The following is a 14,223-nucleotide window of genomic DNA, read 5'->3' on the forward strand; positions in this document are numbered from 1 at the left end:
TATTACAGGAATGTTGATTGATTATTTTAAAAAACTGATACAATATTTATAATGCAGTTGTGTAAATTCTCATAGCTTTGTCAAAAATACACAAGCTATGAGAAACACACTTGTTTTAATTCCTTTTTGGGTCATACTATTTATTGCTTTGCTGGCCTGCCATTCTCATTTGCCACCACCTTCTTCTTTGTTAGAGCAGGCATTAGAGAAAAGTGGTGATAACCGTTCTGAATTGGAAAAGGTGTTGATGCATTATTCACAGAAAGATGCCGATAGCTTAAAATTACGGGCCGCTGTCTTCCTTATTGAAAACATGCCCGGGCATTATTCTTATTATGGTACATCGTTAGATGAATATCGGGATAGTGTAAACCGTTCGGCTGCCATGTGTAGGCTTCCCTGGCATATCCGGCAGATTTTTCATCTCTATCCTTATCAGTCCATTCATAAAGTGAGTGGTGCACGCCGTATAGAAGACGTGGAGTGTATCACCGCCTCTTATCTTATACACAACATCGATTGTGCTTTTGAAACCTGGCAATATCCCTGGGCACATCATCTTGATTTTGATGATTTTTGTGAATATCTGCTTCCTTATCGTGTAGGCAACGAACCCATTACTAATTGGCGTGATTCTCTGAAAGGTATGTATGGCGATATGCCCGGACGTTTTGCAGGGATAGACGAGATTAATGAGTCTCCCTATCAGGCATGTCTGTATGTCAATAGTAAAATGATAGAAGAGATGGGGCTTGCCCGGAAAGATTCCGTTCGTTTTTCTCATCCATTGATCGGAGGGAAAGATATTTTCTCTTTAGGCTGTCCGGAATTTGTTCCTGTTACTGTATTAGTGATGCGTTCTTTAGGTATTCCCGTTTCAATGGAGTCTATTGAACAGTGGTCCTCCCGTGGGGGAAAGCACTGTTGGAATGCTGTGTACCATTTCACAGGTTTACATTATCCTTTCACCGGATTTGAATCACGTCCTCGTGGTCTGAATCAGGATTATAAGATGAATAAAGTGTATCGTCATACTTATCAACGTAATGCACGGGCGTTGATAGATCATACCGGTGACGAATCTATCCCCATCTTTTTTGAAAACCGCTTTTTACAGGATGTCACTTCCGAGTATATGACTTGCCATGATATTACTATTTCATTGGATTACGAACCGGATGATAATCAGGAATATGCCTATCTTTGTGTATTCAACAACTCACATTGGATACCGGTACATTACGGTAAGCGGGATGGACTTAAAGTAACATTTACAGATGTTGGTCCCGAAACCATGTTTATAGCAGGGTATTTTCAAGATGACGAATTACAACCCGCTTCTCTTCCTTTTCATGTTCGTTTAGATGGTACTGTTCACTTTATTTCTCCTTCCGGGACAGAACGAACATCATTAACTCTACATCGGAAATACCCTCTTTTTCACCGTTTTGCCAATTACAGCCGTCATATCATAGGGGCTACCATAGAATCATCAGATTATAAGGATTTTCGGAAAGTAGATACATTATGTACCATTACCCACGATGCCAATACACAGTATGATTCTGTATATGCTTCGGGTGTTTCCATACCTCGCCGTTATCTACGTATCAAGCACAATGGAAATGCTAAAATGGAACTGTCAGAATTAGAGGTATATGGAGCAGATACAACCACCTGTCTATATGGAAAACTCTTTTTTCCTCCTGCGGATGCTCATTTGTTGCCTCAGGCGTATGATCTTTATAATAAGTCAATTAATGACTATATCGCTATTTCAGATATAGATAAATATCCAGATGTGTTTAATTAGATGAGTATCTTATCTGAATTAACTAAAATGTTAATATTTTATATCACATAATACCTCAATTCGTTTTCTGAGAAGCAATAATCCTATACTATAAATGATAGTGATGTGATTATTATTAACAAATATTGTATTACTACTTATGTGAATCAGTAGTTGATATTCAATTACTGATTCATATTAATATTATAAACAATGCGTATGAAGAAACTTTTTATTCTATTTGTCTTATTGAACTATCTGTTATGTTTGTTCTCTCAGAATAAATTTGCAGGTGTTAATCTGTCTCTAACATCGAAAGTATGTACACAATCTTTTTCTGAAAATCAAATTACCTATTTGAATATTGGCTTAAGTTCCAGTACCCATCTATTATGCGGGTTGGGTGCGAATCTGTTCACTTTACGGGCAGATACGATAAAAGGAATATCTATTGCCGGAATAGGGCATTTAAATCATTATGAAGGTTATTACAACGGTCTTTGTATTGCCGGTATGATAAATATGGCCACAGAGGGAACGAATGGTATACAGATTTCTGGTATAGTTAATAGTACGGACGAAATGAATGGTTTGCAAGTAAGTGGTATAGTAGGTATTTCAGGTTATTTAAAGGGCGTACAAATAGCTCCATTCAATATTTGTGGTGATTGCAAAGGGGTACAAATTGGTTTGGTAAATTGTTGGTTGGGTAAGGAGGTCAATATTTTCCAGTTAGGTCTCATCAATCTCAATCGTTCTACAAAGATACAACCGATGATTTTCGGTGGGAATAGTTCCTTGATGAATGTGAGTGTTCGTTTCCGTGGGAAGTTGTTTTATAATATGGTTGGCGTAGGTGCCTATTCTTTCCATTTGAATGATAAGTTTTCCTGGAATTTATCCTATCGTAGCGGTCTTTGGCTACCAATTACCAAACTCTTAGACATAAGTGGTGATATAGGGTATCAACATTTGATGACCGGGAAGAATCGTAATGAATCCCTTCCGGGAAGTCTGTATGCTTTGCAGGCACGTTTAAATTTGGAGTGTAAAATTAGGAGCAAACTGTCTTTGTTCTTGTCCGGTGGGTATGAGGTAATCCGTCATTATGGCAGAAACAAAACCCATTCCCATCAACCGATTATAGAAGGGGGTATTATCTTGTTTTAATCATTGATAGAAGTAGAATATGAAGCAATTATTTTTAATCCTGTTTTTTACTACGATAGTAGTAGAATCTTTTTCTCAATCTGGTTATGTTTCTTTGAAAGAGTGTAATAATGACACTTTGAAGTACATGGAGGTGAATTTTATCACCCATAAAGATCGGTATATCAATCAGCCTTTCTCCAAATTTACTAATGAATTTGAGCTTGACATTTATTTGCAAAGCCCCTTTAATGGTCGCCTCCCTGATAAATCTAAATATTGGGGGGCAAGCATGACTTATGTTATGGAAGATTATTACTACTGGAGGGACAAACGTCCTCTTTATTTTATTTATATAGAATTTGAAAGACCTTATTTGAAAAATGGGAAAGATATTCATTATTCTATTATGAAGTCAATACCTAATCTTTATCGTTCCTTATTTGAAGATCAGGTGGTAAAAGATCTGGAAATTCGTTTGGTAGAAAACGATCCTCGTAGTTGGAAAGAAGTAGATCGTTATTAGGTCTGTTTTTTTTATCTGAAGCGCATTTAAAAGCGCTTCAGATATTCTTTCATTATCTTGTTATAAACGAAAGGTTTTGATGTATCAACCAATTATATATAAGGAGGTATTATCTTGTTTTGATGGCTAATTTAGATTTGTTAAAATGAAAAAGAAATATAACTATTGAAATACTTAAAAAAGAGAATACATCAACAAATTTTGATGTGTATTCTACTATTGTTAGAAATGAAAAAATTGTACCAATAAACTGTAAGTAATATTATGAAAAAAATATTTTTAATCCTGTTTTTTACTACGATAGTAGTAGAATCTTTTTCTCAATCTGGTTATGTTTCTTTGAAAGAGTGTAATAATGACACTTTGAAGTACATGGAGGTGAATTTTATCACCCATAAAGATCGGTATATCAATCAGCCTTTCTCCAAATTTACTAATGAATTTGAGCTTGACATTTATTTGAAATGCCCCTTTGATGGTCGTATCCCTGATAAATCTAAATTTTGGGGCGCAAGTATGACTTATGTTATGGAAGATTATTATTATTGGAGAGATAAACGTCCCTTGTATTTTATTTATGTAGAGTTTGAAAGACCTTATTTGAAAGGTCCGGAGGATACTCGATTTATGATAAAAAAAGGGATGCCTAATCTTTATCGTTCCCTATTTAAAGATCAAGTGATAAAAGATTTGGAAATTCGTTTGGTAGAAAACGATCCTCGTAGTTGGAAAGAAGTAGATCGTTATTAGGTCTGTTTTTTATCTGAAGCGCATTTAAAAGCGCTTCAGATATTCTTTCATTATCTTGTTATAAACGAAAGGTTTTGATGTATCAGCCAATTATATAAGGAGGTATTATCTTGTTTTGATGGCTAATTTAGATTTGTTAAAATGAAAAAGATATTTATATTAACTGTTGCTATTGTGTTAAGCCTATTTATGCTTATTTCCCGGAATGAGCATATAGGAATTAATCTTTCCCTGAATTCTGATGTATGTACTTTTCCTATGGAAACCAAACAAACCTGTTATTTAAACCTTGGTTTTTCTTCGGATATGAATTGTTTGAATGGATTGGCTGTCAATGTGTTGGGTAGTATGGTGTATGAGGCAAAAGGAGTAGCTGTTTCCGGGTTATACATTTTAAATCATACCGCGCATGATTATGATGGTTTGTTTCTTTCCGGAGGAATAAATTTCACGGCAGGTGTATTGCATGGGATACAGATAGCCGGGATCATGAATAGTCTTGGAGAAGTTTATGGAACACAAGTATCGGGAATGTTCAATTTGGCTGAAACATTGCGTGGAATACAGTTTTCCGGTTTGATTAATTCTGCAGGTGACGGAGCTGGTGGAATGATAGCACCGGTCAATGTTACTTCGGGAGAGTTTAAAGGAATACAGATCGGCTTATTTAACTACTCAGAAACGTATACATTTCAGATTGGTTTGATTAACATTAATCGGTTCACTTTAGATTGTTGGGAATGGTTGTCGAATTTATTATCTATGTAGAATTCGAAAGGCCTTATTTGAAAGATCCGAAAGATAATTTATAGAAGGAGGCATTATCTTGTTTTGATGGTTAATTTAAATTTGTTTCGATGATGAATAATTATTTACGAGAAGTTATAAAGAGTATAAATTACAATACCGTTTTATCACAAGTGTTTTTCTTCTTGTTGTTAGGATTTCATGCTCATGTAAGAGAAGTTTCAAAAGTTTCTCACTTATATTTCTATCCTGGATTCTCTTTTATTTTTTTTGCAATAAACCTATCGTTTTTTGTATGGTTTAGAGACTCAACCTGGAAGCTATGGTATATTTGGCGTATTTTTTGGATTATTTTGTGGAGCACATTAATGCTATGTCCTTCTGTTGAAGAATATGTAATATGCTATTTTGATAATTAATTGTTTCATTTTAGATCACAGAGAATGGTTATCAAATTTGTAGATATAAAGTGGCTACTGGCAGGCATTATTTTTTTGCTTTTACCTTTTTTTACCTCTTTCAGACACCTGATAGAAGAAAATCATTATATAATGTTATTGGGGGGCTGCTTCATTCTATTGTGTGCAACTTTGAGTATAAACCGATCCGAGTGGATACCGTTGAGCATGACAGATATACTTGTCTTACTATTTGGAGGATGGATACTTATGACTACTTTTCTTTGGAATGAACGAAGAGTTTCGGATGAAAATATTGTTTTGTGGATTGTTGCCGGTGTTTTTTATATCAGTGGACGTATTTACGGACCATCCTCGCAACGTATATGGATATATATAGTAATTGCTTTGGGTGGTTTTATACAATCTATATATGGTTGGTTGCAATATATAGAATGGCTGCCTTCCAATCATCTTTATTTTTCAGTAACAGGTAGTTTCTTTAATCCTGCACATTTAGGGGCATATACCGGGCTTGCAATATGGGCTTTTTTCTTTTTAATGAAGGCTGTTTATAACCAAAAACGATGGTCATTATTTGGAGGTTTACTTTTAGTTGCATTACCTGTTACAATGTTATTTATAATTATACAATCTCGCGCATCTTGGGTGGCTTTATTTCTGTCTTTTATAGGTTTCTATTATTTCTGCAAAAGAAGGAAAATACGTTTTCAATTTTTTTTATACTTCTTGTTGGTCATTACGTTGTTAGCTGTTCCTCTTTATAATTTGAAGAAAGATTCGGCAGACGGTCGTCTTTTTATTTGGAGGGTTAGTAGTGAATTGATAAATGAAGCTCCATTAACAGGAAAAGGAGCCGATTCTTTTCCTGCCGGATATATGTTGGCGCAAGCTTCTTATTTTAAGGAAAACCCAAATTCAGAACATACGAATCGTGCTACATCCAACATTCATGCTTTTAATGAGCCTTTGCGTATCTGTTGTGAATATGGTATCATCGGACTGTTAATTTTTCTTGTACTTTTTGTTACTCTGTTTACTTCCCGGTCTGACTGTTATATTCGTGCTATGCTTTTGTATTTATGTGTTTTTTCCTGTTTTTCTTATGTAGGGGAAGTTTCTTCTTTATTGATAATGGTTGCATTTCTTTTGGGAGTTACATCCGGAAGTGGAAAGAAGAAAATAAAAGGTTGTGCATGTAGATACAGGAATTTTCTTCTAATCGGTATGATTTCCTTTGCATGTTTGATGGCTGTCTGGGCATGTTGGCGGTATCAGAGGGTTCTGTCCGGATATGTTTTTGCCAAACAATATAATAGAAGTTATATTTTAAATAATGCCCATTATTTATATAAGAATGGGCAATACACAGAGGCCTTACCCTTTTTACAACGGGGGGCTGAATTGCTACCAAGTCCCGATCTTTATATTGATTTAGGAAATTGCCTTATGTATCTGGAAAGATATACGGAAGCGGAAAAAGTGATATCAACGGCTATATATATGGTTCCGGGACATATACTTCCACATTATTATCTTTTTCGGTTTTATGTAGAAACCGGGAATGATGAAAAAGCAAAAGAGTTGGGTGAGAAGATTCTTATAGGTGAATATAAGATGGAAGGGTCTGTTGCAATGGAAGTAAAACACTATGTGCGAAAATATCTGGGAAAGTAGAGAGTTTCAATGTGAATTTATAAATATCTAAAGAAATAATTGTATTTGTTTAAAGCTGGATTTTCTTACTTATAAAAGTACGTATTTAAATGTTTGTTAATTACCTATTTAAGACATACTTAAAATGCATAGTTTGTACTAATAAAGTACGTACTTTTATAATGTAAATATACAAAAGGTTAAAAGTGTGATTTTTATAGTTTTATCAGAGTTTGTTTTTGTAATATGTTTTTGTTGCACGGAAGTAGCAAGATACTTTCTGTACGTCTCTCCCGGGATTAATTAATTCGATATTGTTTGAGACCAGACGAGTATTGGGTTGAGGAAATAGTTGTTGATAAGTATTTGATAATCAGTGTTTATGAAAGTGTGCAATCTTATCATACAAGAGTGTACAGAGATGTATAGCAAGAATGTACACTTTTGCGATACAAGAATGTACACTTTGTTTTGATAGAGAATCGATGCTGATATTTTACCTATAGTATTAAACGGATTTTTCTATTACAGAATGAATCAGAGAATTTTCTTCTGTGTATATCGTTTGTAAATTATTGTGCTTAAATATCCTGTAAATATCCAAACTTACTTCTTTTTACTTTTTATTTTCCTTTGAGATAGAATTTATAATCATTGATACAAGTCTGAAAGTCCGGTAAAGACAAAGCATCTATCTTAGCGCTAACTTTAAAAGAAACACGAATGAAAAGCTTTTTAATTACCATTTTAGTATCTTTTGCCTTTATACAGGCAACGGCACAAGTTCCCGGGAAAGTACCTTCTTCCTGGGCCAAAGAAATAGCTCATACAGTAATGACGCGTTATCCTTCGGCACTGACTATTCCTTTCAAACCGTGGTGCTACCCGCAAGGCTATTTCCTTATGGGACTGGATAAGTTGTGGCGCTCTACCGGAGACAGAAAGTATTATGATTACATGATGAACTGGGCCAATGAAGTAGTGCGTCCGGATGGAAGCCTCGTTTATTTCAAAGGACGAAGTATGGACGACATGATGGCTGGTTCTGTTGTTGTCTGGGCTTATCAGCAAACAAAAGAAGAGAAGTTCAGGAAGGCTGCCGATATAATTCGGAAGAGTTATGACGACTATCCGCGAACGTCCGACGGAGTGTTTTGGCACGGACGGGGGACTGTTGGGCAGATATGGGTGGATGGTGTTTTTATGGGACAGATGTTCCTTACAAAATATGGACACTACATTGGCGATACGGATTATTGCTTCAATGAAGCTTCCCGTCAGTTAATAGGGATGTATACGCATCTGAAAAAAGGAGAGTCCGGTTTGCTTTATCATGGCTGGGATGAGGATAAAGATGCCCGATGGGCGGATCCGGTGACGGGCATGGCACCGGAGGTATGGAGCGAAGGGCTTGGCTGGTATGCACTAATAATGGTAGAGACCTTGGAAATATTCCCAAAAACTCATTCACAATATAAGAAGTTGGTTTCTATCACACAAGAGTTAATGCAGGGGTTAAAGAACTGCCAGGATCCGGTCACCGGACTATGGTATCAGGTGGTAGATAAAGGTGATCAACCCGGTAATTGGCAGGAAACTTCCGGTAGTGGGATGTTTGTGTATGCTTTACAACGTGCTATAGAATTGGGTATTATTCCTGCCGGAGAATACAAGAATTGTGTGGGAAAAGGATATATGGGATTGCTTTCTAAAGCAAAAATAAGTTCTGTAGACGGATTGATTGATTTGCAGGATGCCAACAATGGATTGGGCATTCAAAAAGACTATCAGACTTATGTGACCCGTCCGAAGAAAATGAATGGGCAGGAAGTGATTTCCTCTTTCCTCTGGGCAACCTGGATTGTAGAGAACAGTAATCAATATCCATATCTGGAATATTGCAAAACATTTGCTTGTACGGATTATTCGCAAGGGAAGGTTTTTATCTTTGAGAATGGGAGAATTGTCTGGGAACACGATGCACCGCTTTCCAATGATTTGTGGATACTGGAGAATGGAAATATACTTTTCACTACCGGACAGGGAGTGCTTGAAGTGAACCAAAATAAAGATACTGTCTTTCATTATACATCTAAAAGCCATATCTTTGCCTGCCAGAGATTGAAGAACGGAGATACATTTATAGGTGAATGTAATTCCGGTCGTTTGCTGGAGGTGAATCCGAAAGGAGAAGTTGTAAAGGAAGTATGTATTCTACCTCCGGGTGTAACGGATGGTAAGAAGTCGTTTATCCGTAATGCCCGCAGGTTGGACAACGGACATTACCTGGTGGCACATTATGGTGGTAAACGGGTAGTGGAGTATGATGAGAATGGCAAATCGTGCTGGGAAGTAGAAGTTTCCGGTGGAGCACATTCTGTTATCCGGTTGGACAATGGCAATACACTTGTTGCGGTGGCAGATGCGGACAAGAATCCCCGCATTATGGAGTTTGATAAAGCAGGGATAGTGGTCTGGGAATTGTCGAACAGAGATCTGAAAGGAAGCCCGTTGAAATTTCTCAGTGGTATGCAATACTTGCCAGGGGTGGGGTTGCTGTTTACTAACTGGCAGGGACATGGAGTGAAGGATAAAGCCCCTCATATGTTTCTTGTGGACAGACAGAAAAATATTCTTTGTACATTTGGACTGCACGATTCTATACAAACGCTTTCTTCGGTGTATGTTCCAGATAAAGGGTGTTTTCATTGACAAATGGAATAATAGTTTAAGCTTATGGGATAATTCTAAAAGCTGAAGAGAAACTAAACTTTTATTTTTGCGCACTGCTAAGAGATCCTTTATTATACACCTTATAACAAATTGAGTAGTTTATGAAATGCTTTTATTATTTGCTTTTAACTTGTTTTCTGTTTTCATGTGCGGCGTCGGGCCCCGATCCGGTAGTGAAAACATTAAGACAGGAGATATTGAAACGTGCAGAACAGAATCTGGCGGAGAAACCAGTAACAGTGACTTCCTTTATTGCTGAGCGTAGTATGGGTGGATCGCATGATTTCTTTTCTGAAGGAGATTATTGGTGGCCTGATTCATTGAATCCCGACGGACCGTATATTCGACGTGACGGAGAAACCAATCCGGATAACTTCGTAGCCCATCGGCATGCAATGGTTCGTTTTAGTGTGATTACCGGCAATTTAACTTCTGCCTATCTTATTACACAAGATAAGAAGTATACCGACGCAGTCCTTCAGCATATACGTGCCTGGTTTGTGAACAAAGAGACGCGAATGAATCCGAATCTGTTGTATGCACAGGCTATTAAGGGGATTGCTACCGGACGTGGAATTGGGATTATTGATACGGTTCATCTGATCGAAGTGGCTCAATCACTTTTACGCCTTCAACAGGCTGGAGTACTTCCTGCTGAAGATGCAAAGGCTACTAAAGAATGGTTTGCATCTTATCTGAACTGGATGGTAACACATCCGTATGGCATGGATGAGATGAAGGCGAAGAACAATCATGGTACTTGCTGGGTAATGCAGGCAGCAATGTTTGCCAAATATACCGAAGATGAGAAGATGATGAAATTTTGTTCGGACCGATACAAGGAAGTATTGCTTCCCGGACAAATGGCGGAGGACGGTAGTTTTCCGTTAGAACAAGAGCGTACCAAGCCGTATGCCTATTCGCTTTTCAATCTTGATGCAATGACCATGATATGTCAGATCTTATCGACGAATGACGATAATCTTTGGCAATATACAACTGCGGACGGACGAAATATTATGTTAGGTATTTCTTATCTTTACCCTTTTGTAGCGGATAAGAGTAAATGGACATTGGCACCGGATGTGATGTGTTGGGAAGAGTGGCCTGTTGCACATCCGTTTCTGCTTTTTGGTTCTGCGCAGTTGAAAGATGAGGCAATGTTTGATACCTGGCTCAAACTGGAACACTTTCCGACAAATAATGAGGTGGTACGCAATTTACCTATACGTAATCCTATTATCTGGTTATAAAAATGTTATATATGAAAACACAAACTATTTTCGTTCTGCTATTTTTAGGAAATATATTGTTGCAGCCGATTATGGCGCAAACCAATCGCGTGACTACTACACGTACTACTGGTACGACTGTAGAGAATGGAGTAACAATGATGGTCACTCAGGAAACGACTACCCGTTACCGGCGAACAACTTCGCAAGGGGTACCTGATGCAAAGTTGGGCTATACTCCCGGTCAAACACCCATGGATCTGGCATTACCACTTGCCGAAACGGTGATGGCACGTTACCCTGACTATCGGTTGGCGTATTGGAAAGACTATACGTATGTACAGGGATATATGTTTGAGGCAATGGATCGGTTAGGACAATTAACCGGTAATCCGGATTATCTTGAATATATCCGGAAATATATAGATTATTTTGTAGATGATGATGGAAACTATAAGGGTGGGGGACTGACCAATCTTGATAACTTCATGACAGGCTCTGCTTTTTGTACACTATATGCCCGCACAGGTAATGAAAAATATAAGAAAGCTGCTTTACAGATATTAAAAGCTGTGGATGACTATCCCAGTTCTGACGGACAATTCTGGCATGGAAACCGGAGCCCGAATATGTGGATTGATGGTGTTTTTATGATGCAGATGTTCCTCATCCGTTGCGGACAATATGTGGGAGAGACTGATTATTGCTATAATACGGCTTGCCGTAATGTTATTACTGCTGCACGTCATCTTCAACGTCCAGACGGACTGGTGCTACATGCATGGACCACAGAACCGGAAAAAGCTACCTGGGCTGATAAACAGACAGGCTTGTCGCCTGAAGTTTGGAGCGAAGGTATGGGGTGGTACACATTGGTGGTTCCCGAATTACTTGCCGTGTTACCGGAAACTCATCCGGATTATAATAAAATACTCGATATATATATAAAGATGTGTCGAGGATTGAAGTCTGTACAGGATAAGTCTACCGGTGGTTGGTTTATGGTTGTAGATAAGGGTGACAATCCATTGAATTTTATTGATCCTTCGGGTACTGCAATGTTTGTTTACTCTCTTCGAAAGGGGATCAATCTGGGTTTACTGAAGCAAAAGGAATATATGCCTGTTGTCACTAAGGGATATGAGAGTCTGCGTCCTTTTATACAGGTTAACGAACAGGGATTACTCGATGTGATAGGAGCCTGTGATGGAGTGGTTATCAAGAAGAATTTCATAGAATATGTAACTGTGCCCAAGATACTCAATGCAAAGGAAGCCGTAGCAGGAGTGCTATGGGCGGCTGTAATAATGGAATCGGAGAAATTAATGATAAATAATGATTAAAAAACAGATATTGACAATCTCTTTTCTGGCTACTACCTTTGTGGGAGTTGCCGGTGAAGTAGACCAAGTGGTAAATGATACCGTTCGTTTGAATGAAGTAGTAGTGACTGGGACCATGACAGAGGTGAATCGGAAGTTTTTGCCGATGACTGTTACTTCGCTGGATAAACAGGAGTTACAAGGACGCTATACCAACTCTGTTTTGACTGCACTCTCAGAACAGGTTCCCGGAATGTTTGTTACCGGACGTGGTGTGATAGGCTATGGGGTTGCTAATGGTGCAGCCGGTGGAATGAGTATTCGTGGTATAGGTGGTAGTCCTAATACGCAGGTGCTGGTTTTGATTGACGGACATCCCCAGTATATGGGTATGATGGGGCATCCGTTACCCGATGCCTATGAATCGGCTATGGCTGAAAAAATAGAGGTGGTACGCGGACCGGCTTCTGTACTTTATGGTTCCAATGCGATGGCAGGTGTTGTCAATATCGTTACCAAAAAACAGCAACAAGATGGGGTGCATACCTATGGTCGTGCAATGTATGGTTCATACAATACTTTTAGTGCTGAAGCTCACAACGCCTTTCGGCGAAAGGGTTTCAGTTCTTTTGTTTCATTGAATTATAATCGTACAGACGGACATCGTGAGAATTCTGAATTTGACCAGTATGGGGGATATGCGAAGTTGGGGTATGAATTTTCTTCTCATTGGAATGTGTTTGCAGACGTGAATGTCACTCACTATAATGCGGCCAATCCCGGGTTAGTATCGGCTCCTATGATTGATAATGATGCAGAAATCACCCGAGGCATGACTTCTTTTGCACTATCCAATTCGTATGCCCGTACATCCGGTGCTTTGAAGTTTTTCTATAACTGGGGAAATCATCAGATTAATGACGGATATACTGCAGGCAGTAATCCCCAGAAAGAACTGTATCACTCTACCGATAATATGTTGGGGCTTTCTCTTTATCAGTCCTATTCTTTCTTCACCGGCAATGATATAGCAGTAGGGATTGACTATGCCCGTTACGGTGGTCATGCCTGGAATACTCCTTTGGCAGAAGGTGGTAAAAACAGTGATATATTATCTTCTACTTATATAAATGATGTAGCCGGATATATTAATTTTCGTCAGATACTGGCAGAGAGATTGACACTGAACGCTGGTCTTCGGCTGGATTACAATGATAAGTCGGGAAAGGAATTGATTCCTCAAGTGGGTATAAGCTATATTGTTACTCCTGTCACAGTACTAAAGGCCATTGTAAGTAAAGGTTTCCGTAATCCTACGATTAGAGAAATGTATATGTTCAAACCTCAAAATCCAAATCTGAAACCGGAGAGTTTAATGAATTACGAAGTTTCTGTTGGTCAGAATTTTTGGGATAATGCTTTGCATTTTGACCTCAATCTATTTTATATAAATGGAAAAGATATTATCTTTACGGACACAAGCACCGGTTCACCTGTGAACCGTAATATAAATAAGGTGGAAAATTATGGTATCGAACTGGCTACAGCCTGTCAATTGAACAGTCATCTGGGGTTGAATATGAACTATAGTTATTTGCATATGAAGTATCCGGTTCCGGCTGCTCCGGAACATCAGTTATACCTGGGTGGACGCTATGCCCGGAGTAATTGGAGTGTAGCTACAGGATTACAATATATCAATGGTCTGTATACTGCTATGGGTAGTACAACCACTGAAAACTACTTGTTGTGGAACGTTCGTGTCGCCTATTCCCCCATTAAAATAGTGGAGATTTTTGTGAAAGGAGAAAATCTCCTGGGACAGAATTATGAGATTAATTCCGGCTTTCCTATGCCGGGAGCTACCGTATTCGGAGGAATCAGTATAAACATTTGA

10 protein-coding genes are annotated in these 14,223 nt (G+C 38.2%); all 10 read left to right on the forward strand.

The window, feature by feature from the left end; all coding sequences use genetic code 11:
• The first annotated feature begins 97 nt into the window (after window positions 1-97).
• The 10 genes from K8P02_RS06950 (at window position 98) to K8P02_RS06995 (ending at window position 14,223) form a co-directional block, all read left to right on the forward strand.
• Window positions 98-1,813, forward strand: a complete 1,716-nt coding sequence (locus K8P02_RS06950; RefSeq protein WP_007485775.1) for a hypothetical protein — start codon at window positions 98-100, stop codon at window positions 1,811-1,813.
• A gap of 198 nt (window positions 1,814-2,011) precedes the next feature.
• Entirely contained in the window at window positions 2,012-2,962 is a 951-nt protein-coding gene (locus K8P02_RS06955) for a hypothetical protein (RefSeq protein ID WP_223382170.1), read from the forward strand.
• A 19-nt stretch (window positions 2,963-2,981) separates the two neighbouring features.
• Window positions 2,982-3,467, forward strand: a complete 486-nt coding sequence (locus K8P02_RS06960) for a hypothetical protein (protein WP_223382172.1) — start codon at window positions 2,982-2,984, stop codon at window positions 3,465-3,467.
• A gap of 264 nt (window positions 3,468-3,731) precedes the next feature.
• A complete protein-coding gene (locus K8P02_RS06965; RefSeq protein ID WP_223382174.1) occupies window positions 3,732-4,217 on the forward strand; it encodes a hypothetical protein in 486 nt (161 codons plus the stop codon).
• A 141-nt stretch (window positions 4,218-4,358) separates the two neighbouring features.
• Window positions 4,359-4,985 (forward strand): LA_2272 family surface repeat-containing protein, encoded by a 627-nt coding sequence (locus K8P02_RS06970; RefSeq protein WP_007485771.1) that lies wholly within the window; start codon window positions 4,359-4,361, stop codon window positions 4,983-4,985.
• Between the two features lie 605 nt (window positions 4,986-5,590).
• Window positions 5,591-7,060: an O-antigen ligase family protein gene (locus tag K8P02_RS06975; protein ID WP_223382176.1), complete on the forward strand. Its 1,470-nt coding sequence runs from the start codon at window positions 5,591-5,593 to the stop codon at window positions 7,058-7,060.
• Between the two features lie 702 nt (window positions 7,061-7,762).
• The gene (locus K8P02_RS06980) at window positions 7,763-9,751 is read left to right on the forward strand and encodes a glycoside hydrolase family 88 protein (protein WP_223382178.1); all 1,989 of its coding nucleotides are present in this window, start codon (window positions 7,763-7,765) and stop codon (window positions 9,749-9,751) included.
• 122 nt (window positions 9,752-9,873) lie between these two features.
• Complete coding sequence (locus K8P02_RS06985; RefSeq protein ID WP_002560107.1) at window positions 9,874-11,025, forward strand: alginate lyase family protein; 1,152 nt, start codon at window positions 9,874-9,876, stop codon at window positions 11,023-11,025.
• A gap of 11 nt (window positions 11,026-11,036) precedes the next feature.
• On the forward strand, window positions 11,037-12,347 hold the full coding sequence (locus K8P02_RS06990; protein ID WP_002560108.1) for a glycoside hydrolase family 88/105 protein: 1,311 nt from the start codon (window positions 11,037-11,039) through the stop codon (window positions 12,345-12,347).
• Window positions 12,340-14,223: a TonB-dependent receptor gene (locus K8P02_RS06995; protein WP_002560109.1), complete on the forward strand. Its 1,884-nt coding sequence runs from the start codon at window positions 12,340-12,342 to the stop codon at window positions 14,221-14,223. The genes K8P02_RS06990 and K8P02_RS06995 overlap by 8 nt, the downstream gene beginning before the upstream one ends.

Source organism: Bacteroides nordii (genome assembly GCF_019930665.1).
GTDB classification, from domain to species: Bacteria; Bacteroidota; Bacteroidia; order Bacteroidales; family Bacteroidaceae; genus Bacteroides; species Bacteroides nordii.